Source organism: Parafrankia colletiae, assembly GCF_001854655.1.
Taxonomy (GTDB): domain Bacteria; phylum Actinomycetota; class Actinomycetes; order Frankiales; family Frankiaceae; genus Parafrankia; species Parafrankia colletiae.
Window position 1 is genome coordinate 216,125 of the sequence record NZ_MBLM01000002.1, and the last position, 23,411, is coordinate 239,535.

19 protein-coding genes are annotated in these 23,411 nt (G+C 72.1%); 4 read left to right on the plus strand and 15 right to left on the minus strand.

The window, feature by feature from the left end; genetic code table 11:
• Window positions 1-59: 59 nt before the first annotated feature.
• The 7 genes from CC117_RS01015 to CC117_RS01040 form a co-directional block, all read right to left on the minus strand.
• Complete coding sequence (locus CC117_RS01015; protein ID WP_241829717.1) at window positions 60-2,348, minus strand: putative bifunctional diguanylate cyclase/phosphodiesterase; 2,289 nt, start codon at window positions 2,346-2,348, stop codon at window positions 60-62.
• 408 nt (window positions 2,349-2,756) lie between these two features.
• Complete coding sequence (locus CC117_RS37790) at window positions 2,757-2,915, minus strand: hypothetical protein (protein ID WP_198541680.1); 159 nt, start codon at window positions 2,913-2,915, stop codon at window positions 2,757-2,759.
• An 8-nt stretch (window positions 2,916-2,923) separates the two neighbouring features.
• Window positions 2,924-3,997, minus strand: coding sequence for a class E sortase (locus CC117_RS01020; RefSeq protein ID WP_071081812.1), 1,074 nt, complete (start codon window positions 3,995-3,997; stop codon window positions 2,924-2,926).
• A 10-nt stretch (window positions 3,998-4,007) separates the two neighbouring features.
• On the minus strand, window positions 4,008-4,754 hold the full coding sequence (locus CC117_RS01025) for an energy-coupling factor ABC transporter ATP-binding protein (protein WP_407673455.1): 747 nt from the start codon (window positions 4,752-4,754) through the stop codon (window positions 4,008-4,010).
• An 89-nt stretch (window positions 4,755-4,843) separates the two neighbouring features.
• A complete protein-coding gene (cbiQ, locus tag CC117_RS01030; RefSeq protein ID WP_071081814.1) occupies window positions 4,844-5,623 on the minus strand; it encodes a cobalt ECF transporter T component CbiQ in 780 nt (259 codons plus the stop codon).
• Window positions 5,624-5,663: 40 nt separating this feature from the next.
• Window positions 5,664-6,101, minus strand: a complete 438-nt coding sequence (locus CC117_RS01035; RefSeq protein WP_071081815.1) for a PDGLE domain-containing protein — start codon at window positions 6,099-6,101, stop codon at window positions 5,664-5,666.
• The gene (locus CC117_RS01040; protein ID WP_071081816.1) at window positions 6,098-6,913 is read right to left on the minus strand and encodes an energy-coupling factor ABC transporter permease; all 816 of its coding nucleotides are present in this window, start codon (window positions 6,911-6,913) and stop codon (window positions 6,098-6,100) included. Before CC117_RS01040 ends, CC117_RS01035 begins: the two co-directional genes overlap by 4 nt.
• Before the next feature lie 417 nt (window positions 6,914-7,330).
• Between CC117_RS01040 and CC117_RS01045 the strand changes: the two genes are divergently transcribed.
• Both CC117_RS01045 and CC117_RS01050 read left to right on the plus strand, forming a co-directional pair.
• Window positions 7,331-8,311, plus strand: coding sequence for a glycosyltransferase (locus CC117_RS01045; RefSeq protein ID WP_071081817.1), 981 nt, complete (start codon window positions 7,331-7,333; stop codon window positions 8,309-8,311).
• A 267-nt stretch (window positions 8,312-8,578) separates the two neighbouring features.
• Window positions 8,579-9,874 (plus strand): glycosyltransferase family 4 protein, encoded by a 1,296-nt coding sequence (locus CC117_RS01050; protein ID WP_071081818.1) that lies wholly within the window; start codon window positions 8,579-8,581, stop codon window positions 9,872-9,874.
• Here CC117_RS01050 and CC117_RS01055 read toward each other — a convergent pair whose 3' ends face one another.
• The 3 genes from CC117_RS01055 to dnaG all read right to left on the minus strand — a co-directional run bounded on the left by CC117_RS01055 (window position 9,875) and on the right by dnaG (window position 14,116).
• Window positions 9,875-10,840, minus strand: coding sequence for a class I SAM-dependent methyltransferase (locus CC117_RS01055; RefSeq protein WP_071081819.1), 966 nt, complete (start codon window positions 10,838-10,840; stop codon window positions 9,875-9,877). It abuts the gene before it with no gap.
• A gap of 92 nt (window positions 10,841-10,932) precedes the next feature.
• Window positions 10,933-12,111: an RNA polymerase sigma factor gene (locus tag CC117_RS01060; RefSeq protein WP_071081820.1), complete on the minus strand. Its 1,179-nt coding sequence runs from the start codon at window positions 12,109-12,111 to the stop codon at window positions 10,933-10,935.
• Window positions 12,112-12,151: 40 nt separating this feature from the next.
• Complete coding sequence (gene dnaG / locus CC117_RS01065; RefSeq protein ID WP_071081821.1) at window positions 12,152-14,116, minus strand: DNA primase; 1,965 nt, start codon at window positions 14,114-14,116, stop codon at window positions 12,152-12,154.
• An 852-nt stretch (window positions 14,117-14,968) separates the two neighbouring features.
• Between dnaG and CC117_RS37795 the strand changes: the two genes are divergently transcribed.
• Together CC117_RS37795 and CC117_RS01070 are read left to right on the plus strand one after the other, a co-directional pair.
• Complete coding sequence (locus tag CC117_RS37795; RefSeq protein ID WP_018640427.1) at window positions 14,969-15,124, plus strand: hypothetical protein; 156 nt, start codon at window positions 14,969-14,971, stop codon at window positions 15,122-15,124.
• Window positions 15,125-15,164: 40 nt separating this feature from the next.
• Complete coding sequence (locus CC117_RS01070) at window positions 15,165-15,704, plus strand: PH domain-containing protein (RefSeq protein WP_026311593.1); 540 nt, start codon at window positions 15,165-15,167, stop codon at window positions 15,702-15,704.
• A gap of 248 nt (window positions 15,705-15,952) precedes the next feature.
• Here the strand turns inward: CC117_RS01070 and CC117_RS01075 are convergent, their stop codons facing one another.
• The 5 genes from CC117_RS01075 to CC117_RS01095 all read right to left on the minus strand — a co-directional run bounded on the left by CC117_RS01075 (window position 15,953) and on the right by CC117_RS01095 (window position 23,393).
• Complete coding sequence (locus tag CC117_RS01075; protein ID WP_071082041.1) at window positions 15,953-17,836, minus strand: transketolase; 1,884 nt, start codon at window positions 17,834-17,836, stop codon at window positions 15,953-15,955.
• Window positions 17,837-18,212: 376 nt separating this feature from the next.
• Window positions 18,213-18,899: a YdcF family protein gene (locus CC117_RS01080; RefSeq protein ID WP_071081822.1), complete on the minus strand. Its 687-nt coding sequence runs from the start codon at window positions 18,897-18,899 to the stop codon at window positions 18,213-18,215.
• 58 nt (window positions 18,900-18,957) lie between these two features.
• Complete coding sequence (locus tag CC117_RS01085; protein WP_071081823.1) at window positions 18,958-22,011, minus strand: glycine--tRNA ligase; 3,054 nt, start codon at window positions 22,009-22,011, stop codon at window positions 18,958-18,960.
• A gap of 64 nt (window positions 22,012-22,075) precedes the next feature.
• The gene (locus tag CC117_RS01090; protein WP_241829719.1) at window positions 22,076-22,603 is read right to left on the minus strand and encodes an antibiotic biosynthesis monooxygenase family protein; all 528 of its coding nucleotides are present in this window, start codon (window positions 22,601-22,603) and stop codon (window positions 22,076-22,078) included.
• Window positions 22,596-23,393 (minus strand): isoprenyl transferase, encoded by a 798-nt coding sequence (locus CC117_RS01095; RefSeq protein WP_018640415.1) that lies wholly within the window; start codon window positions 23,391-23,393, stop codon window positions 22,596-22,598. The genes CC117_RS01090 and CC117_RS01095 overlap by 8 nt, the downstream gene beginning before the upstream one ends.
• Window positions 23,394-23,411 lie beyond the last annotated feature (18 nt).

The following is a 23,411-nucleotide window of genomic DNA, read 5'->3' on the forward strand; positions in this document are numbered from 1 at the left end:
CTCTGTCAGCCAGAGAACTGTATGCACGATTCAGCCGCGCGTGGGCCGGCGGACGAGTGCTACGCACTGCGACATGAGGAAGCCCTCAGCCTCAGTTCCGGGTCGCTGTCCGGTGCGGGGGACGGATGACCGAAAGACGAGGACTGAGCACCCCTGGCCACCACGCCCTCACCCGAGGCCACCGATGAAGCCGTCGTCACCCGACCGATGTGTCCCGGCTCCGGGCCGGTACGTGGGGCCGGGCCGACCGGTGACGTGACGCCCTTCGGCGGCAGGTATCGCGGCGGGATCGCGGCGGCCGTCGATGGGCTCGGCCCAGGCTGCCTCCCTGCGGCTGCACGTAGGGATGTCCCTCCGGTGTCGCTCACCGACTGCCGGCGGGACCCACGGGGTCCGATGGTGACTCTGATCGGCCCTGTCACAGCAGGCTCACCCACCTGCGGCAGCCACCGGAGTCGGTCATCCCACTCCGTCAACCAGTCCAACATCCGCTCCGCTGTGAGCGGACGGGAGACGAAGTAGCCCTGCACCTCGTCGCACTGCCAGGYCGCCAGCGAGGCCCAGGAACGCGACGTCTCGACCCCCTCGGCGACGATGCGCAGTCGCAGCGCGTGCGCGAGCGAGACCGTGGACCGAACAATCGCCGCTGCCGAGGAGTCCCGGTCGATGTTCCGCAGGAACCGCTGGTCGAGCTTCACCTCATCGGCAGGCAGCTCCAGCAGGTAGGCCAGTGAGCACAGGCCGGTGCCGTAGTCGTCGAGACTGATCCGCACACCATGCTGCCGGAGACGGGCAAGAGTTCGCTGCGCCCGCTCCAGCACGGTGATGAGGCCGTCCTCGGTGATCTCGAGGACGAGCGCCGCCGGCGGCAGGCCGTGACGCTCCAGGACCTGGCGGACGACGTCCACGAAGTCCGGGTCGACGATGACCGAGGGCGGCACGTTCACCGACACCGCGAGCGCGGCACCGGCACCGTGCCAGCGCGCGCAGTCGGCCAGCGCGAGATCGAGGACCTGCCGGGTCAGTCGCCCCATCAGCCCCGCGCGCTCGATCTCGGGCAGGAACAGATCCGGTGGTCGCAACCCGCCTGCGGGATGCCGCCAGCGCACCAGTGCCTCGACCCCGCTGATCCGTCCGCTGCGCATGTCGACCTTGGGCTGGTAGCGCAGCTCGATCTGGCCGGCCTCGAGCGCATCGCGCAGCTCCGCGCGCAGGCCGAGGCTCGCCCGGCTGCCGAGCTGGCAGTCAATGTCGTAGACCCGCTGGCCGCTGTGGCTGCCCTTCGCCGTGTACATCGCCTCCTCCGCCCGGCGCAGGAGCTCGCCGACACTGCGCCCGTGCTCCGGGGAATGCGCGATCCCCACACTGACCTCTGCCGGTATCCGCAGGCCGGCCAGGTGCACCGGTGCCTGGAGCACTTCCCGAATCCGCCGCGCGGCGGCCTCGGCACCGGCGAGGTCGACTCCGCGGAGCAGCGCGGCGAACTCGTCACCGTCGACCCGCGCAAGCAGGTCCTCGGGCCTCAGGACGGAGCGGATCCGCTCGCTGACGGTACGGAGCAGCTGGTCGCCGTGCTCGTGGCCGAGCGTGCCGTTGATGTCCCGGAGGCGGTCGACGTCCACCACGACGAGCGCGGCGGAAGGCGCGCCGCCTGGGCGGTGCCCCCCGACCAGCCAGTGGCTGGCCGTCGCCGTGAACCGTTGGCGGCCCATCAGACCGGTGAGCTCGTCGGTGCCGTGTCTGCGCTCTCGCAGGACGCGGGCCGCCCGGTCCCGGAGCCTGAGGACGGGCAGTCCAACCGTGACCGCCGTCGTCACGGTGAAGGTCAGCGTCCCGGACAACAACCCTCCACCGCTGCCGATGCACCAGACCACGCTCGCGATCACGAGAAGACCGGCGAGGGCGAGGAACGCGACGGGCGGTGCCGCGGAGACCCCGGCACCGCCATCGCGGATGCCGGCATCCACGCCGTGCGAGACCGCACCGCGGGTGTTTGCGGTGTCCGAGCCGTGCACGGGCGCGGCGATGCCGGCGGGGGCCGCGGGGACGCCGCCCGCCCGGGTGCAGCCCGCACCGACTGCGACCCCGTCAGAGCGGCTCGCGTGGGAGATGCCAGCGTCTGCCGTGGCTTCAGGGGCCGGTGAGCGGCCCGTGCTCGCTCCCGGAGCCAGGGCTACGGGGGCCGGCGGCAGGTCTGCGCGCGACACTGGCCAGCCCGCCTGCCCGGAGGTCGGTGCGGCCAGCGTGGCGGAGATGGGCGGCGTGGCGCCGGGCGGCATCACCCGGCGCGCGCTGTGCCGCCTGGACCTGCGGCCGGCCCGTGCCGAGATCGTCCGCGCCGGGGTCATCACCGGCGTGCACCTGGAGATCCGAACAGAGAAAAGATTTGCCTCACCATACGATTCGCCCCCGATGTCGAACCGGTTCCCAGGGACCTCACGCCCCCGGGCACCCGGCCCGCTGTCACAGCTGCTTGTGTCCGGTTCGTTCGCCCCTGCGGTACGCGAGCGTAACGCGCACGAGTTGGCAGGTTATCGGACTCCGCGGCTTATTGGTCCGACCGCAAACAAATCCGACCCGGCCGCTCGTTCGCCGGCACCCAGCGCGGGTCGGATTTCCTGATTAACGGCCACCGTTCGACCCTTCAACGGCGTATCACGGCATGATGTGGCCGCCTGTGATCTGCATGTGGTCCCATATCCAGTGAAACGCCCGGCGCGGGTACCACACGAGGCAACAGCGCCACCCTCCCGCGGCTAGTCCCCGACAGTTACGCTCGTAGCCGGCAGATGCGACTCGACCAGCGGGAACACCAGAAACAGCAGAATCGCGGCGGCGGTAAGCGCCAGCAGCACCGCCAGGGGGATCCGCACCCGCGCCGGCCCGGGCAGGTGCCTGAAAATCCAGCTGTACACAGTTCCTCCTACCTGTCCGCGAGTACGGGTGGCGCTCCCTGGCTCTTGTCTCTCGTCTCGTCCAGCTCGGCGTACACGATGAGCCGGTTCTTGGCGGAGAAGCGGGGGTGGCACGTGGTCAGCGTCATCAGTGAGCTGGTCGGGATCTCGCCCAGATGGCCCGGCACGGGATAGGTCACGTCCAGGCGGTGCGGGTCCACAATCTCGGAGCCGGTGACCCGGTAGGTGAAGTACCGGTCAGCCACCTCGACCACGATGGGGTCTCCCACCTTCAGCTCGTCGACGCGGCTGAACGGCTTGCCGTACGTAGTGCGGTGGCCCGAGACGACGAAGTTCCCGATCCCGCCTGGCAGTGCCGTTCCCGGGAAGTGTCCGGGACCTCGGCGCAGCGCCTCCGTCGTGACGCCCTCGACGACGACCGGCGCGTAGTTCGCGCCGAAGCGCGGCACGCGCAGCACGGCGATCCCGTCGCCGAGCTCGACCGGCGGCACCGCGGGCCGTGGGGCCGCCGCCGGCCCGCCGGGCTCCGGCCCGGGCACAGCCTGCCGGGTCCAGGCCGTCGTCAGGTCGTGGCGGATCTGGTCCTGCGCCCTCGACGCGAAGATGTCGGTGATCCACAGTTGGTAGGCGAGGAAGAGCACCACCACCACTCCGGCGGTGATCATCAGCTCGCCGACGCCCCGGGCGATCCGACCGCTGATCGGGCGGGGTGGCTCCGCCGGCCCCGGGTTGCGCCGGTTCCCCGGCGCGGTGGCCGCGCTCCACCTGCCCTCGGCGTGCCGTGCGTCGTCGTCCCGAGTACGGGCCGTCTCCGCCGTCTCGACAGYGCCTGCCGCGTCAGGGCCGGGCCGGGCGGTCGACGGGTCCGCCCGACCCGGGCGTCCGCCCTGCGCCGGAATGTCGGCTGCGGCGACCGCGCCGGTCGATCGCTCCGGGGAGCGCGGGGGCCCGAGGAGGTCATCAAGCCTGTCCAGGCCGCTGTGCCCGGCCCGGGCGGTCGCGGGGGCCTCGGGGTGTCCGTCCAGCGCTGGCAGGGGAGTCCGTGGGTGCCTGTCCTCGCCTGGGATCCCGCCAGCACTCATGTCGGCAACCCTAAGGCATGACACCGCCACTATCAGTGAGAACATGGCGCGGGTTGAACCCAAAGGGCAGCTCCAGACGGTGAGCGGACATCAACGTCTCGTCACTCAGGAGCGAGGCCGTCGAGCCGTCCGCCGCGATCACCCCCTGGTCCAGGATCACCGAACGGGGGCACAGCTGCAGCGCGTAGGGCAGGTCATGGGTGACCATGACCAGCGTCAGGTCGAGGCTGCCGAGCACCTCCGCCAGCTCCCGGCGGCCGGCGGGGTCCAGGTTGGCCGACGGCTCGTCCAGCACCAGGACGTCCGGCTGCATGGCAAGCACCGTCGCCACGGCGGCCCGGCGGCGCTCCCCCAGGCTGAGGTGGTGCGGCGCCCTGTCGGCGTACCCGGCGAGCCCGACCGCCGACAGGGCGCCCGCCACCCGGTCCGCCAGCTCCGGCCCGCGCACACCGAGGTTCGCCGGTCCGAAGGCCACGTCCTGGCCCACCGTGGGCATGAACAGCTGGTCGTCCGGATCCTGGAACACCAGGCCCACCCGCCGCCGGATCTCCCGCAGCTGCGGTCCGGCGACCGGCAGGCCCTCGACCCGGATCGATCCCGCCCCGGCCGTCAGGATGCCGTTGAGGTGCAGCATCAGTGTGGTCTTGCCGGCGCCGTTGGGCCCGAGCACCGCGACCCGCTCGCCGCGGGCGATCGCGAGGTCAACCCCGAAGAGCACCTGGCGCCCGTCGGGATAGGCGAAGGCGAGCCCGTCGATCTCGACCGCCGGCGGCCCGGTGCCGGCCGGCCCGCCCGACCTCGCCGACCCGGGTGACACAGCCGACCTGGGCGGCTCCTCGCCGGATGTCACAGCGCGCTCAGGCCGGTGCCGCGGGCGGTCACGGCGACAGCCGCGCCGAGCACGACCAGGCCACCGGCGAGCGTCCACTGGACCGGCCTCGGGGCGGCGGTGGGCAGCGCGCCGGGCAGGGTGCCCGAGTAGCCGCGGGCGAGCATCGCCAGGTGAACCCGCTCCCCGCGCTCGTACGACCGGATGAACAGGGTGCCGAGCGAGGCGGCGAGCACCCCGGTCGCCCGCAGCGAGCGGGGCTCGTGCCCGCGGGACCGGCGGGCCACCGCCATCCGCTGCATCTGGTCGACGACGAGGCCCGCATACCGGATCATGAACGAGGCGACCGCGATGATCACGGGTGGCAGCCGCAGTCGTTCCAGGCCGACGAGCAGGTCACGAGCGGGTGTGGTGGCGGCAAGCACGATGACGGTCATCAGCCCGAGCGTAGCCCGCGCCAGCAGGCCGAACGCCTGTTCCAGGCCGGGCCGCGAGAGCCCGGCGCCCAGCACCTCGACGCGCGGGCCCGGGACGACGAACGGCAGCGCTGCGGCGAAGGCGAGGAACGGCAGCTCCAGCGCGAGCCTGCGGATCACGAGCAGTGCGCGCAGGCGCGCCACCGCGCACAGGGTGACCAGCACCAGCAGATGGGCCCCGAAGGCCCAGCCGGCGGTGACAGGCGTGACCACCACGCAGATCACGTAGCCGAAGGCGGCCACGATCTTGCACTGTGCGGGCATCGCGTGCAGGACACTGTGCCCGGGCTGGTACGGATCAAGGACGTGCACACCACCCATCGCGCGACAGACCCCTACCCCGCCACCGCGGGAACCCCGCTCACGGCCGGGGGCCGGCGCCCGCGGCCTCCATGACCCGGTCGCCCTCGGTCGCGCCGACGCGGGACCGCGTCCGCAGCCGCATGATGCCTCCGACGAAGACCACACCCACGAGGAAGGTGATCGACACCCCGATGACGCCGGCCACTCCCCCCGCGAGCCTCTCGTCGCCGATGCCGGACACCGCGTAGTCCGCCAGCGGCCAGTCCGCGAACGAGTGGTCCTCCGCCTGCTGGATGAACCCCTTGTCCTCGGCGACCTTCTCCAGCCCGTCCGGGTGCGAGCTGGAGTAGCCGGAGACGAAGCCGGCCAGGACGAAGGCCACGAACAGGCCCGCCACGACGAAGACCGTGTTCCGGCGGTGGCGGCGACCCGGACCGGCGCCGTCCTGCGTTGGGGAGGGGGRCACGCTGTGGTCGGCGCTGTTCGGCCTGGTCATGAAACGCTCCTGTCGTCACGGCGGTCAGCCAGCTCGGGCCCACCTGCACCGGCCACCGCGGGTGCCAGGCCCACGGTGCCGGCGGAGGCCACGCCGGCAGCCCCTTGTCCGGTGGGGACCGCAGCACCTGCCGGTTCGAGGCGCCGGACTGTCAGGTCCCGCGCCCGGTGCAGGCCCCGGGCCCCGTACACGAGGTCCGGACGGGTACCGAGGACCAGGCTCACGGTCGCCGCGGTGATAGCGGCCTCGCCGATCCCGATCAGGCAGTGCACACCGATCATCGCGCCGGCGACACCGTCGAGCGGGAGGTCGACCGTTCCGCCGAGCGCGAACTGGAGCACGAAGGCGCCCGCGGCGAGCGGCACCGAGGCGAAGGCTGCGACGGCCGCCGCGATCACCACCGCCGATGCTCGCCGGGGCAGGACCCGTCTGGCCAGGGCGAACAACCCATAGCCGCCGACGGCGCCTACCAGCGCCATGTTCGTGATGTTGAGCCCGAGTGCGGTGAGGCCTCCGTCGGCGAACAGCGCCTGCACGCCCAGCACCACCGCGATCCCGATCGCGCCCAGCCAGGGCCCCACCAGCACGGCGGCGAGGACACCGCCGAGCAGGTGCCCGCTGGTGCCCATGGCTACCGGGAAGTTCAGCATCTGGCCCGCGAAGACGAAGGCGGCGACGAGGCCGGCGAGCGGGGTGAGCTGATCCGCGTTCTCCTCGCCGGCCCGTTTCACGGCGTAGCCGACCCCGGCCACGGCGACGACACCGAAGGCCGCGGACGTCGGGGCATCGATGAACCCGTCCGGGATGTGCATGATTTCCCCTCCCACACGGCGTCTCACCCACGGCGAGGTACCTCGTTCGACCAGCGGCGCGGGCACGCCATTGTCGCTAAGAATACGCATCTGCGACTGATTTGCAGAAAAAAGCGCCGATCCCGCCGCGGGCGGCAGTCCCGGCCGTCTGACACGGATGTCAGGCGCGAACCTCGGACACGGACAGTGGTCACTGGCGGCAGCGAACACCACTCATTCGCGCCACGCAGCCGCAACGTGATACTCCGAGTTATCAACTCACTATGATTAGCGATCATCTCGTGGCGATGGAGCCGCCTACCCGGAGACATCAGCCACCCGGAAAGACCACATCATCAGGAGTCGCTCGCGCGCCCGTCGCGAGCAGAATCCGACCATCCCACCGCGCGCCCGCGCCAGTCCGGACGAGGTGAGGCCATGAAGACCATCGCGGTGATCATCCACCGGGAGACGGTGGGCCGGACGGCGGATCTCGCGACCCATCTGGACATGTCCGCGCATCTCGACCAGGTCACCGTGGTGGCCAACGATCTCTCCGAGCGCCCGGCCGGGCTGCCGGCGGGCGTGAGCTGGCTCGTCCCGCCGCGGGACCTCGGGCGCGGCGGCGCCTTCCGGCACGCGGTCGCGGCGATGCCGGCGGCGGCCGCCTACCTGCTGGTCGAGAACAACGTGCGGATCGACGACGCAACCATCGGTGCCTGCCTGGAACTGCTCGCCGGCGCGAACATCGGGGTGGTGGCCCCCACCCTCGTGGACGAGGCCGGGGCCCGGTCCCTGCCGGCCCGGCCGACGCGCTATCTCGTCCTGCCCCGGATCCTGGGGAACGCCCCGACGGACCGCCCCAGCGAGGCCAACTGGGTAAGCGGAGCGGTGATGTTCGTCAAGGCCGAGTGCCACCAGCGGGTGGCAATGGACGGCCGCTATTTTCGCGGCCTGGAGGACATCGACTTCTGCTACCGGGTCCGCGACGCGGGTTGGAGCGTCGTGGTCTGCCCCAGGACGGCCTGGAGGTCGGGCGCGGACCCCGACCCGGGCGTCCTGCGCGGCTACTACGAGGTGCGTAACCGCCTGTGGCTCACCCGGGTCCGCGGCTGGCGGGGGCGCACAGCCGCGGCGGCGCTGTGGACGCTCACCGTGAGCCTGCCGCATGCGATCGCCTGCAGCCGCCGATCGGAGGACCACCGGCCCGGGCACACCGAGGGCCAGCGCCCCGACCGCGAGCAGGCCGGTCGCGAGCAGGCCGGTCGCCGACAGCACCCAGCCGGTCGGCTCGTGCTGCGCGGCCTGCTGGACGGCCTCGGGCCGCTGCCTCCGAGCGGGGACCCACGGCCGGACGAACCGCGGACCGCCTGGTGGACGGCGCCSGGGCCGCGATCAGTGGCTGGCCGTCGCGGCTGATCCGCCCGGCACCGGGCTGCCCGCCGCGGCCGCAGGCTCGGCGGCGCGGGGTGCCGGCGAAGAGGCGCAGGTGGGTGTGGAGGGAGACGGGGCGTCGCGCACCACCGCCAGCTGCCGCGAGAACCCGACCAGGGCTGACACGGCCACGCATCACTACAACTACGGAGAGACTAACTACTATCACTTTCCGTGCCCCTACCTCGCAGATCGCCCGCCCCGACCGCCCCGACCGCGACCGCGACCGCCCAGGATGAGGCCGCCCCGCGGGTGCTCCTGCTGCACACCACCGAACCCCCACCGGACGCCGCGCGCAGGCTCACGGCCATCGCCGCGAGCCTGCGGGCCGGCGGCGCCGAGGTCATCCAGCTCACGACCGGCGGGCGGGACGGACAGCACGCACGCACCGGACACGTCGAGCAGACGGGGCACACCGCGCAGGCCCAGCCGGCCGGGCCCCCGGCGGCAGCCACGACAGCGGCCCGGCTGCTGCGCCGGGCAGGTCGGCCGGGTGCCGACCTGATGTCCCGGGCCCGCACGGCCTGGACGTCCGCCGCGGGAGCACGGGTGCTGGGGCCTCTGGACAGCGTGGTGGCCGGGCAGGTCGACCTGGCACCGGCCGGGGCAGCCGCCGCCCGGCTCACCGGCGCAGGCCGGGTGCCCGTCCTCTTCCACGGCGTCGACATGTGGACGATGCGCCCACATCTGCGCCTTCTCCTCCGCCACGACCCCCTGCTCTACCCGGTGACATCCAGCTCGTTCAGCGCGGGGGCGCTGTCACCGGTACGAATGGGAGCGATCATCCCGCCAGGTCTGGAGCACCGGTGGCGCGAGACCCTGCTCGCCGAGGCCGCGCGCCGCCGGCCGCTGCCGCCGATGCCCACGGTCCTGAGCGTCTTCCCGCTCGGTGACTGGGAGTCCAAGGGGCTGACCACCCTGGTCGACGCACTCGACAGCGCGGCCGCCGTGCTCGGGCCAGTGCGGCTGGTGATCGCGGGAGCCGGGCCGGCCCCCGGGGCGCTGCACTCCATCGTCGCCGCACGCAAGCACACGGCGCTGTCCGAGGACCCCGGCGACGCGGCCCTCGCCCGGCTGTACGCGACCGCTGACCTGTTCGCGTTGTGCACCCGAACCCGCACCAGGCCGCCGGTGAGCGGCGAGGCGCACCCGACCGCGCTGCTGGAGGCGCAGCTCGCGGGCTGTGCGGTCATCGGCCCCGCCCAGGGCGGGTCACCGGACGCATACCAGCGGGGTGCCACCGGATGGACCCCGTCCGACGAGTCGGTGCCGGCGTTGGCCCACATCCTGGAGGATCTGCTCGCGGACCGTGCGCGGCTGGCCCGCGCCGGCCGACTGGCCAGCGACTGGGCACGGAGTGTCACCGACCCCGACGATCACATCCGGGCCGTCTTCGCCGCCCTGCTCGGACGTCAGCCACAGCCGCGCACCGACAGCGAAGCCGCAGGCCAGGAACTCACCGGCCCGCCTGCCCCCCGCTCCCCGGAATCTCCCGCGCCCCACGGGTCCCGGGGGCCGGCCGAGGAGGCCCCGGCCGGCCGCTCCTGATCAGGCCTGGGCCGCGGCCTGCCGGACGAGCTCCGGCACCCGCGGGAACACGGCCTGCTCGTAGCGGCGGATCGCGACCAGCAGCCAGCTGCCCGCCGCGTCCGCCGGGGCCTGTCCGGCAGCCGGACGGCCGTCGAGGTTCTGCAGCCGGACGTCGCCGAACCCGGCCAGCTCGACCAGTTCGACCAGGTGGCCTGCTTCACGCGGGTGGTGTTCCGGGAGGTACCTGCCCTGCGGGCGCGCCCCCGGTGCTGCGGACGGGAGCGGGGGTACGGGCGGCGTGGATGCTGGCCGCGTTGTCGGTGGCCGCGTTGTCGGTGGCTGCGGGCGGCTGCCGGCGGGGCCCGACACGCTCGCCCGGAGGACAAGGCACCCGCCGGGACGCAGGCTTGTCCACACCGACGCCAGCAGGGCGGAAAGATCCTCATCGTCCAGCTGTGTGGCGAGGGTGAGGGAGACCGCGATGTCGACCCGGCGGCCGGATCCGAAGAACTCCCGGGGAGTCCGGTAGTCGATGTTCACCGCATGGTTGAGGACGCGCGCGCAGGCGAGGACACCACGCGAGACATCCACCGCCTCGACCGACCAGACCCGGCCGGCCACCGCGCGCGCCAGGTAGCCGGGGCCGCAGCCGACCTCGAGCAGGTCCTGCTCGGGCGCCAGGTACGGCTCGAGCACATCCCGGACGAACATGTCGTGGGCACCGCGGTCGCGGTGCGCGGACCGGTCCGGGCGCTGGCCGCGGGGGTGGTGGGCGGCGAGGCCCACCAGCCGCAGGGCGAGACCTGGCCGCCGCGGAGCGGGCGTCACGGTGAGGAGCAGGCGGACCCACCTGGCACCGAGGAAGGTCCGCCCGCCGGTTACCGCGAGAAGCAGTGATCGGAGATAGGAGACGCGCAGGTGTGCCGCACGATCACCGTCAGTAGGCTGCAGGTCGCCGTCGCTGTCAGGGAGTCCGGGAGCCACAGGTCCTTCCGGACTGCCTGACCGCTGCCTCACAGGGTCCGACCCTGACAGGACGGACACATGAAGTCAACGAACAACTACAGCGAGTTTGACTACTCCAGGTAGTCGCGGAGCTTCTGCGACCGAGAGGGGTGGCGAAGCTTGGACAGGGTCTTCGACTCGATCTGCCGGATGCGCTCCCGGGTCACGCCGAACTCGCGGCCGACCTCCTCCAGCGTCCGCGGATGGCCGTCGGTGAGGCCGAAGCGGAGCTGGATCACCTTCTTCTCCCGGTCGGAGAGCGTGTGCAGGACGGAGTCCAGCTGCTCCTGCAGGAGGATGAAGCTGGCGGCGTCCACCGGCACGACCGCGTCGCAGTCCTCGATGAAGTCGCCGAGGTGGGAGTCCTCCTCCTCACCGATCGGCGTCTCCAGCGAGACCGGCTCCTGGGACACCTTCAGGATCTCCCGGACCTTGTCCGGGGTGAGGTCCATCTCCTTGGCGATCTCCTCCGGGCTGGGCTCCCGGCCCAGGTCCTGCAGGAGCTGCCGCTGGATGCGGATCAGCTTGTTGATCGTCTCGACCATGTGCACCGGGATGCGGATCGTCCGGGCCTGGTCCGCGATCGCGCGGGTGATGGCCTGGCGGATCCACCAGGTGGCATAGGTGGAGAACTTGTAGCCCTTGGTGTAGTCGAACTTCTCGACCGCCCGGATGAGCCCGAGATTGCCTTCCTGGATGAGGTCCAGGAACAGCATGCCGCGCCCGACGTACCGCTTCGCGATCGAGACGACGAGCCGGAGGTTCGCCTCGACGAGCTTGCGCTTGGCGATCTGCCCGTCCCGCTCGATGGCCTCCAGGTCACGGCGCATCTGCGGGGAGGTCTTCTTCGTCGCCACCGCGAGCTTCTCGGAGGCGAAAAGGCCGGCCTCGATCCGCTTGGCGAGGTCGACCTCCTCCTCCGCGGTCAGCAGCGGGACCTTGCCGATCTCCTTCAGGTACATCCGTACCGGGTCGGAGGTCGGGGCCTTGAGCGCGAGCTCCTCCTCCTCCCGACGCCGACGGGCCAGCAGGTCCGCCTCGTCGGCGTTCTCGCCCCCCGCCTCGAGGACCTCGATGCCCTCGTCATTGAGCACCTGCAGGACGGTCTCGGCCTGCTYAGGGGGCAACTCGGCCGCCTGGATAGCGACCGTGACGTCCTCAGTGGTGAGGAAACCGATCTCCTTGCCACGGGTGATGAGGTCCTTGACCTCGTCCACCTGGGCCTCGCGGGGTAGGACGGTAGGACTCATGGGCGGAATCTCGTCACTTCCTTCTCGGGATCGACCCAGGTTACGCGGCACCTACGCCCCGCTCCCGGAGTTGGAGCTTGTGCTGTTCCAAAGCAATCAGCTCACCGAACGCACGGTTGAAGGCATCAGTGTCGGATGTCGGGTTGAGCCGCTGTACCTGCGACTTCACTTCCCTGATCCGACGGGTCACATGCAGCTCCTGAACACGCGACATCTGTTCGTCGACGTAGCGGTCATCCACATCGTGGTCGCACAGCACTCCCTCGACCGCGAGCGCGAGGACGAACCGCCGCAGCTCCTCGTCCGGAATCACGTCCACGACCGCACCGGCCCAGCCGAACGGGTCACCGGCCGCGTACAGCCCCGCGCACACCCCACCCGCGGCGGCGATCGCCTCGCGGACCGCGCGATGCGCGGGAACAGTGAACAGCTCGGCGGCGAGCGTGTCGAACAGCGGGCCGRCCAACCCCGGGTACTGCAGGGCGAGCTTGAGAGTCTCCCGCTCGACGATGACGGCCGCCTCGTCCGGCGCGGCCTCGAGCTGCCTGCGCCCCGCCGGGCGCGCCCCGCCACCACCGCCGGCACCCGGGGCACCACTCTGGCCGCCCGTGGCCACGGCACCGCTCGCGCCGGAGGGCCTGGCCACGGCACCGCCGCCGACCGGAGCCTTCGAGCGGTGCTGCCCGACCCGGTCGACCACGAACCGTTCGTCCAGGAAACCGAGCCAGCGGTCCAGGTTCACCGCGTAGCGGTGCCGGATACCGGTGTCCTTGAGCCGGTTCACCAGCGGCGCAGCGGCGTCCAGCGCGGCGAGGCGGCCCTCGGTGGTGTTCAGGTCGTAGCGGTCGATCACGCCGCGGATCGCGAACTCGAACAGCGGCTGCCGGCTGGCCACGAGGTCGCGCACCGCCGCGTCGCCATGCTGCGTCCACAGGTCGCACGGGTCGAGCCCGTCCGGTTGTACCGCGACGTAGGTCTGGGTGACGAACCGCTCCTCGTACTCGAAGGCCCGCATGGCGGCGGCCTGCCCGGCCTTGTCCCCGTCGAAGGTGAAGATCACTTCGCCGGGGCGGGAGTCCGAGTCCATCAACAGCCGGCGCACGATGGCGACGTGGTCGCCGCCGAAGGACGTCCCGCAGCTCGCGACGGCCGTGGTGACGCCCGACAGATGACAGGCCATGACGTCGGTGTACCCCTCGACGACCACCACCTGGTAACGGCGGGCGATGTCACGCCGCGCCAGGTCGGCACCGTAGAGAAGCTTCGCCTTCTTGAACAGGGGCGTCTCCGCCGTGTTGAGGTACTTCGGCCCGGCGTCGGGACCGTCGGCGAGGCGCCGGCCACCGAAGCCGACGACCTCACCGCCGAGATCACGAATGGGCCACAGCAGCCGGTGGTGGAACCGGTCGATGAGCCCGCCGCGCCCGCCGCGCTTGGCAAGACCGGCCAGCTCCAGCTCCTCGGCCGTGAAGCGGCGCGCGAGCAGGTGCCGGGTCAGCTCGTCCCAGGACGCGGGCGCATAGCCGAGGCCGAACCGCTCCGCCGCCGACCGATCGAAGCCGCGGGAGGTGAGGAACTCCCAGCCGGCGCGCGCATCCGGAGCGGAGTAGAGCTGCTCGGTGTAGAACTCGGCTGCCAGCCGGTGGGCCTCCAGCAGGCGCTGCCGCTGGCTCGTCACCGCCCGGCTGGTGGTGCCCCCGCCCTCGTAGGTCAGAGTGATCCCGGCCCGGCGGGCGAGGCGCTCGACCGCCTCCGGGAAGCTGAGACCGTCGATCTTGCGGACGAAGGCGTAGAYGTCGCCGCCCTCGTTGCAGCCGAAGCAGTGGAAGAACCCGACCGAGGGCCGCACGTTGAACGACGGCGACTTCTCGTCGTGGAAGGGACACAGCCCGACCAGGCTGCCACCGCCGACCGGGCGGAGCTGGACATGGTCGCCGATGACGTCCGCGATGTCCGACCGCTCCCGTACGAGAGCTATGTCAGCGTCGCGGATGCGCCCGGCCACCGAATCCCTCCCTGGTCACGTCCGGCGGGCCCGCCATCGCGGGCTCCGATGTCACTGGATAGACGGCGCCACCCCGCCTGGGGTTGCGCACCGCGGGTATCTCGTGTCCGGTCACCTGGTACGACGCGGCCAGCGGCTCGGCCCACCCGGGGCGCCCTCGCCGCCGACCGGACGGAACCGCTGATGACGTCGGTGTCAACGGTCCTTTCGCGTGATGGTACTTGTCATCCGACCGACAGTGTCGATCATGCCACGCGCGGAGCCGGGAGCGACCGCCCCTCGCCCCGACAGACCGCGCCGTCCGGGTCGCACCGCCCGAGCCGCGCCGCGGGACGACGTCCGACACTGTCCGGCACACCCTCGCGGAGACCATGATGCGACACAGGCCACATCGGAAGCCACCGACGAACCACGCTCATCACTCCAGTGTCGCGCCACGACCCCATCCCATCCCAAACGCAGCCGGYAGCGATCACAGCGTACGTCGTTTTTCGCTGGTCACAGCGCCCTCTGCGGTGGCCGGCCCGTCAGTGCCCCACTCCGGGGGCCCGCGGGCCCCCGGAGTGGGGCACGCGAGGGGAACCACCCAACGGGTTGACGACCTGTGTTCTCCCACTGTGCGGACGACACGCCGGTGAGCGCGGGACGAACCAGACCCGTTCGAGGGTGTTCAGTCTCTCGCCCAGAGTGAGATTCCGGTCATTGGGGCAGGTCACAGGCCCGTGTCAGCGGGGTCATACCACTCACTGACCACGAAGCTGAGCGTATCGAGGCGATTCTCGTACCTACGTCGATCGCAACAACGATACTTTGGGCGCACCCCGTTCCCCCAACTCGGCCCGGAGGCCCGCCGTGGACAAGATCGTCAAGTACGGTGCGATCGCGTTCCTCATCTTTTTCATCGTCACCGCACCGGACAGCGCCGCGAGCATCATCGACCGGGTGTTCGGGTGGCTTGAGGACATCGGGAACGGAGCGTCCGAGTTCGTGACAGACACAGCCCTGTGATCCGACCCCTCCCCGGCCCGGCGTCTGCGACACTTCGATCGTGGTGAGACTCCAGCTTCCAGACCCAGCGCTGCGGGACACCAAGTACCTCGCGTCCCAGGAGCGCCTGGTCATGATGGTGCGGCTGCACTGGGCCATCATGCTGCCGGTCCTCCTGCAGACACTGGGCGCGGCGCTGCTCGCCCTCGCCGTGAACGTCCTCCTGACCTTGGAGGACATCGATACGGGCCCCATCACCACACTGCTGTGGTGGTTCGCGCTCTTCATGATCCTCCGAATGCTCTGGAAGATCGCGGACTGGCACTTCGACCACCTGATGATCACGGACAAGCGTCTGCTGAAGGTGTCGGGCATCTTCTTCCGCAAGGTCCAGACGATGCCACTGTCGAAGATCACCGATCTCACCTACAACCGGGACCCGCTCGGGCGGCTCCTCGGGTACGGCGAGTTCGTCGTCGAGTCAGCCGGCCAGGACCAGGCTCTCTCGAAGATCAGTTTCCTTCCCCGGCCGGACCGGCTCTACCTCACCCTGGTCGACATGACCTTCGGTGGCGGCCCGTCCCCGGCCGGCGACGACTGACCCCTCGCGGTCAGCCGCCGCCCTCGCCCCGCCTCCGGGCCAGCCCTCGTGTCCGAGGGCCGGCCTCCTGCGTGCGCCGAGCCCCTCGTCCCCGACCGGCCGAGGGGCTGGCCGCGCACGCAGAAAAGCCCCGCCTGGCACGGCGGGGCTCTCATGGAGCTTTCATGGGACTGGAGACAGGAAGGGGTCGGCTGTCACGGGCCTGGCCCCGTCGGCGCACCCACGAGGGCGCGCCGACGGGTCGCTGCTCAGCGAAGCAGACCGCGCGCGGCCTCGACGATGTGCGGAGTCGAGATGCCGGCGAAGTCCAGCAGCTCGTCGGGAGTACCGGACCCGGGCAGTTCGGTGACCGACAGGTGGGCGAGCCGCACGGAGACGTCGCCGTCCCGCAGGGCGCTGGCGAGCCCCTCCAGCACGGCGCCGCCGATGCCGCCCTCGGCATAGTGGTCCTCGGCGACGACCAGGCGGCCGCCGGTCGCCCGCGCGGCCTCGGCCAGGGTCGCGGCGTCGACCGGCTTGATCGAGTACAGGTCGATCACCCGGGCCGACACACCCTCACCGGCGAGGACGTCCGCCGCGGCCAGGCAGTGGTGCAGGGTGACGCCGGCGCCGATCAGCGTGACGGTGTCGGCGTCCGAGCTGCGCAGGACCTTGGAGCCGCCCGGCGCGAACTGCTCGTCGGGCCCGTAGAGGACCGGGTAGGCACCGCGGGTGGTCCGCAGGTAGCTGACACCGCGCAGGCCGGCCATGACCTCGACCAGCTTCGCGGTGGACGTCGCGTCGCTCGGGTACAGCACGGTCGACCCGCCGACCGCCCGCATCATCGCGAGATCCTCGAGCGCCATCTGGGACGGCCCGTCGGCGCCGATCTCCACGCCGGCGTGCGACCCGGAAAGCCGGATGTCGGACTGCGAGATGGCCGCCATCCGGATGAAGTCGTACGCCCGGGACAGGAACGCCGCGAAGGTCGAGGCGAACGGCACGTAGCCGCGCACCGACAGCCCGACCGCCGCGGCGACCAGCTGCTGCTCGGCGATGAAGATCTCGAAGAACCGGTCCGGATGGGCCTTGGTGAAGTCCTCGGCGTAGGTCGAGTTGCTGACCTCCGCGTCCAGGGCCACCACGTCCGTCCACGCCCCGATCGCGGCCAGGGCCTGGCCGTAGGCCCGCCGGCTGGCGACCTTGGCACCGAGCTCGTAGGTCGGCAGCGTGAACGCCGGGCGGGCCTGGTGCTCCGGCCGCGCCAGGTCGGCGGGCGGCACCGGGCCGCGCACGCGCAGGTTGCGCTCGCCGCCCAGCTCGACGATCGCCCGCTCGGCCATGTCGCCGGTCAGCGGCTTGCCGTGCCAGCCCTCGACGTCGGCGACCTCGGAGAAGCCCTCTCCCTTGCGGGTGCGGGCCAGGATCACGGTGGGCCGCGCCGCGTCCTCGGCGTCGGCGAGGGCGGCGTCGATCGCACCCAGGTCATGGCCGTCGACCACGAGGGCGCGGGCACCGAAGGCCTCGACCCGGCGGGCGTAGGCGGCCATGTCCCAGCCGAGCTCCGTCGGCCCACGCTGGCCGAGCCGGTTGACGTCCACGATGGCGATCAGGTTCGACAGGCCATAGAAGGAGGCCTTGTCCAGCGCCTCCCACATCGAGCCCTCGGCCATCTCGCTGTCGCCGCAGACCACCCAGACCCGATAGGGCGTCTTGTCCAGGAACTTGCCGGCGAGCGCGACCCCGACGGCGTCCGGCAGGCCCTGGCCCAGCGACCCGGTCGCGACGTCCACCCACGGCAGCACCGGCGTCGGATGACCCTGCAGACGGTGGCCGAACCGGCGGTACCCGGTCATGAGCTCCTCGTCGGAGACCACACCGACGGCCTTGAACATCGAGTAGATCAGGGGCGACGCGTGCCCCTTGGAGAAGATCAGGTGGTCGTTCGCGGGATCGTCGGGGTTGTCCCAGTCGTAGCGGAGGTGCCGCGTGAGCAGCACAGCCATGACATCCGCGGCGGACATGGAAGATGTCGGATGGCCGGAGCCCGCCGAGGTGCTGCTGCGTACCGAGTCGACGCGCAGCTGCTGCGCGAGTTCCCGAACCGTCTCCAGGTCGGCGACTCCAACCACTTCGGACACGGGAGTTGCCACACCAGTCTCCTTCGTCAGCATTGTGCTGGTCTTCGGTCGTCCTGGTCGGGCCGGTGAGGCCAGCCGGCGCCGCCGGCTGACACCGCAGCCGTCGTGACGCGGCCCCACGCAGGTCGAGTGTCGTCTGTGCCGCGGGCCGGCCGACCCGGCGTCTGACGCCTGTCGCACTACCCCGTCACTCCGCGACCCGAACCGTACCAGCACGCAGGGCCTGTCACACCAGCGGAAAGCCGGCCTTCGTCACACCGGCGACACCCCGGCGGCACCCGGCCGGAGGTCGAACGCCCCGTCGGGCCCGGGTCCGGTGGCCCCGGGTGGCGGTGATCACCACCGGCGGCGCGTGCCGTCGCCTGGACGGGGGTGCCAGGCCGCGGGGTCAGACGGCCGGAGTATGGGCCCCGGCCGGGGAGGCTCGGTGGAACAGCTGGTAGAAGCGGTAGCCGATGCCCTCGCGGAGGATGTAGCGGACCTGGGTCCCGAAGCCGCGGTTCGCCGGGCCCTTCGTCGCCGGGGATGTCACCGCCTCGATCCCCAAATCCGTCGCGATCGCGCGGGAGCGCAGGCTGTGCCAGCGGTCGGTCACCACCACCGCGGACCTCCACTGCCGGCTGTCCATCAGGCCGGCCACCGCGGTCAGCGACGACAGCGTGTCCCGGCCCTGCGGGACAGCCATCACGGCACCCGCCGGCACGCCGTGGTCACGCAGGTAGGCCGCGGCGGCCTCCGCCTCGGTGAACCGGTCGCCCGGCTGGTTGCCCCCCACGGTGATCACCCGGGGCGCGACGCCGGCCCGGTAGAGCTCCAGTGCGTGGTCCAGCCGGGCCGCGAGAATCGCCGACGGGCGGCCGTCGTACTGCGAGGCGCCCAGCACGATCAGCGCGTCGGAGGCCCGACGGTCATCGTCCCGACCGACCCACCACACGTTCCCGAAGGTCGCGGCAGATCCGACGACCAGCAGCATGACGATCATCAGGACGACCCGCAGGGTCCAACGCCACCAGGGCACCCGGAACCAGGACGCCGAGGGCGGACGGGGCAGAAACCGCCGAGGGGACAGGTCCACGCGATGTCACGTTAGCCGCAACGGACCTGTTCAAACCCCCCGGCCGCATCCTGCGCCCTCAGGTGCCGTCGGCAGCCCTCGCCGGCGTGATCGGGAGAGTACCGAGCGCGTCCCAGTCGAGTACCTCGGCGGCGACGTCGCGGATCTCGGCGAGCAGCCCGAGCCGGGCCGCCCGCACGGCCGGGTCGTCGGCCATCACCATGACGGCGTCGAAGAACGCGTCGACCGCCGCCGGCAGCTGGCCCGCCACGGCGACGAAGTCCGCGAGCTCCGGCGCCCGCCCGGAGCTGCGCACGACCAGCTGCCGGGAGAGCTCGGTGGCGGCCTGCGCGAGCCGGTGATCCGCCGGGTCGACGAGATCGCCGATCACGATGCCCGGGGTGGCCTCGGCCGGGACGATCCGGCGGACCCGACCGACCGCGGCGGCGAGCCGGGCGAAGGCCGGGCTTTCCACCAGGGTGCGCAGCTCACGCAGGGTCGAGGCCGCGCGAGCCGGCCGCCCGGTCAGCGGGCGCAGCGCGCCGACCAGCCGGTGGTCGGCGCCGGCGTCCAGCAGCTGCTGGGTGAAGCGGGCGCGCACGAACGCGTCCGCCTGCTCCAGGGCGGTCTCCGACACGGGCACCGGGAGGAGCTTCGCCGCCTCGGCCAGCATGTCCGCCACGGTGAGACCCGCGAACTCGGGACGCCCCGCCAGGATCGCGGTGACACCGAGCGCGGCCCGGCGCAGCCCGAACTGGTCCGAGCTGCCGGTCGGCGCCGCGTCGAGCGCGAACAGCCCGGTGAGCAGGTCGAGCCGGTCGGCGAGGGCGAGCAGCGCACCGGGGACGGTCTGCGCCACGGCCCCGCCGGCGCGGCGCGGCAGTTCCATCTCGTACAGCGCCACCGCGACGGCCTCGGGCTCGCCGGCCCGGCGGGCGTACTCGCGGGCCATCGTCCCGGCGAGGCTGGACAGCTCGATCACCATCTGGGTGGCGAGGTCGAACTTGGCCAGCTCACCCGCGCGGTCGAGGGTGGCCCGGTCGAGCGCGGACAGGCCGGTGCCAGCCGAGCTGCCGAGCCGGTCGGCGAGCCGGCCGGCGAGCACGGCGATGCGGTCCGCCCGGTCGGCGACCGAGCCGAGCCGCTGCTCGAAGGTCAGCTTCGCGAGACCCGCCCGGAAGGTCGCCAGGGGCACCTTGAGGTCGGCGTCGAAGAAGAACGCCGCGTCCTCGAACCGGGACCGCAGCACGGCCTCGTTGCCCACGCGGACCAGCGGGACGTCGACCGCTCCGTCCGCCACCGTGACGAAGCACGGCTGCAGCGCCCCGGCCGTGTCCCGCACCGCGAGGTAACGCTGGTGCTTGTGCATCACCGTCGTGAGGATCTCCGGCGGCAGCTCGAGGTAGCGCCGTTCGAAGGAGCCGAGCACCGGGCGCGGGTACTCGACGAGGTTGGTCACCTCGTCGATGACGTCCGCCTCGAGCTCGAGGTCGATCACACCGTGCTGCTCGGCGGCCAGCTTCGCGGCCTCGTCGACGATCAGCTCCCGGCGGGCGGCCGGATCGAGCAGGACGGAGCTGGCGGCGAGCAGCTCGGCGTAGCCGTCGGCGCCGCGCACCTCGATCGGCGGCGACCCGGCACGCCGGTGGCCGCGCGACGTCGTGCCGGCCGCCAGCGTGGACACGGCGACCGGTACGACCGATCCGCCGAGCAACGCCACCACCCAGCGCACCGGGCGGCTGAAGGAGAGCTCGGGGTCGTTCCAGCGCATGTTCCGCTCGGACCGCAGACCGGTCAGGACGGCGCCGAGCACCTCGGCCAGGACCTCGACCGCCGGCCGGCCGGTGTCGGTGCGTACCAGGGCGACATGCTCGACGCCGCGGTGCTCGACGACGGTCAGGTCGGCCACCGCGGCGCCCTGACCGCGCACGAACCCGGTTGCCGCCTTCGTCGGCTCGCCCTGCGCGTCGTAGGCCGCCGAACGGCGCGGGCCCCGCACGACCTGCTCGACGTCGGGCTCCCGGGCGGCGACCTCCTCGACGACGGCGACGATGCGCCGCGGGGTCCCCCGCACCAGCACGGAGCCGTGTGCGAGGCGGGTGCCCGCCAGCCGCTCGACCAGTGCGGCCCGGACAGCCTCGGTCTGGCGGCCGACCTCCGCGGCGGGCAGCTCCTCCGTGCCGATCTCGAACAGCAGTGTCGCCGGCCCGGACGGCACCGCCGCCGGGTCCACGGCGGCGGGAACGGCCGGCGCCGGCCGGGGAGTCTCCCCCAGCGGACTGCCCAGCTCGACCCGCCGGTCCCGCCAGAGCGTGGCGACCTCGCGGGACATCCCCCGCATCTGGGCGAACGAGGCCGCCCGCTCGGTGGTGGAGACCGCGCCGCGGGAGTCCAGGATGTTGAACGCGTGCGAGCACTTCAGCACGTACGAGTGGGCCGGGACCGGCAGCCGGGCGTCGAGCAGCCGGCGGGCCTCCGCGGCGAACTCGCCGTACATCCGGCGGACCGCGTCGATGTCGGCCTCGTCCAGGTAGTACCGCGACATCTCGAACTCGGCCTGGCCGAACACCTCGCCGTACGAGACCCCGGGGGCGTAGGCGATCTCGGTGAAGTGCCGGACCTCCTGCAGCGCCATCATGATGCGCTCGATGCCGTAGGTGATCTCGACGCTCACCGGGTCCAGCGACTGGCCGCCGGCCTGCTGGAAGTAGGTGAACTGGGTGATCTCCTGCCCGTCCAGCCACACCTCCCAGCCGAGGCCCCAGGCGCCCAGGGCCGGCGAGGTCCAGTTGTCCTCGACGAAGCGGACGTCGTGTGCCTCGGTGTCGACGCCCAGCGCGCGCAGGCTGCCCAGGTACAGCTCCTGCGGGTCGCCCGGATCCGGCTTGAGGATCACCTGGAACTGGGTGTGGGTCTGGAGCCGGTTCGGGTTGAAGCCGTAGCGCGAGTCGTCCGGGCGCACCGAGGGCTCCACGTAGGCCACCCGCCACGGCTCGCCGCCCAGTACCCGCAGGATGGTCGCCGGGTTGTAGGTACCGGCACCGACCTCGGTGTTGAACGGCTGCACGATCATGCAGCCACGCTCGGTCCAGTAGCGGGTCAACGTCAGCAGGGCGTCCTGCATGGTCAGCATCGGGGCAGCCTCGGCAGCTCGTGATCGGGTGTTACCCCGCCGAGGCTACCGGGTGGCGGTGCCGCTACCGCCCGCCCAGCCTCCACACGCCGGCCCCGATCCCGGGAGCCGCACTCCCCGGTGCCCCGCTCCCGGGTGCTGCCCTCCCGGCGCTCCCCGGTGCCGTGTCCTCCCTCGAGCCGGTGCCCGGCGCGGCGGTGTCCGCGTCGGGCGCGCGGGCCGACCCGTGCGAGAGCGCGGGCCCGCCCGTCTCGCGTTCGTGCAGCACCTCGAAGGCACCCGGGGCGTCCTGCGCCCAGCCCAGCAGCGGCGTCAGCTCACACCGGACGTCGAACCCGGACAGCGCCCGCCGCCAGGCCCCCGGACCGGACCACTCCGTGACCAGCAGCCAGGCAGCCGGCTCGTCGACGGCCCGACCGACCCGGCCCGATCGGAAGCCGCGCTGTGCGGCCAGCGCGGCCAGCACCCGCTCCCCGGCCGCGGCGAAGCCGGCCCGTTCCGGTTCGGGCACGTCGAACCGGAGGACCGCCACCACCGGCGCGCCGAGCCCGCCGGTGGTCGCCGGCGGGCGGGCAGCCTCGCGCTCAGGCACGGTGGGCGACGATGCCGCCGTAGCGACGGTCCCGACGGGCGTACTCCTCGCAGGCCAGCCACAGGTCGCGGCGGTCGAAATCAGGCCACAGGGTGGGCACGAACGAGAACTCCGCATAGGCCGCCTGCCAGAGCAGGAAGTTGCTCAGCCGCTGCTCCCCCGAGGTCCGGATCAGCAGGTCGACATCCGGCATGTCGGGCTCGTCCAGGTAGCGCGCGATGGTCTCCTCGTTGATGCGCTCCGGGCGCAGCAGGCCGGCGCGCACGTCGCGGGCGATCGCCGCGGCGGCGTCCGCGAGTTCCGCGCGCCCCCCGTAGTTCACGCACATCACCAGCGTGAGCCGGTCGTTGTCCCGGGTCCGCTCCTCCGCCGACTCCAGCCGCCGGATGACATTCCCCCACAGCCGTGGCCGCCGGCCGGCCCAGCGCACCCGTACTCCGAGCGAGTGCATGTCCTCGATACGCCGCCCGAACACACCGTCGGTGAAGCGCATCAGAAACGCGACCTCGTCTGGTGAGCGCTTCCAGTTCTCCGTCGAGAAGGCGTACACCGACAGCCAGCGGACACCCATCTCGATGGCGCCCTCGACGCAGTCGAACAGGGCGTCCTCACCGGCCTCGTGGCCCTTGGTACGCGGCAGGCCACGCAGCTTCGCCCAGCGTCCGTTCCCGTCCATGACGATCCCGACATGGCGCGGGACGAGGGCCGGCGGCAAAGCCGGCGGCAGCGCTCCGGACGGATGGGGACGCGGATCGCGGTACCGCCTGCCCACCTCTTCACGCAGGCTCACAGCCGACATCCTCTCGTC

What these genes read in the sequence shown, in the direction of transcription:
- CC117_RS01040 (WP_071081816.1), bottom strand. Translation starts at nt 6,913, where the DNA reads ATGCACATCCCGGACGGGTTCATCGATGCCCCGACGTCCGCGGCCTTC.
- CC117_RS01085 (WP_071081823.1), bottom strand. Translation starts at nt 22,011, where the DNA reads ATGCTGACCATGCAGGACGCCCTGCTGACGTTGACCCGCTACTGGACC.
- cbiQ (WP_071081814.1), bottom strand. Translation starts at nt 5,623, where the DNA reads ATGGGTGGTGTGCACGTCCTTGATCCGTACCAGCCCGGGCACAGTGTC.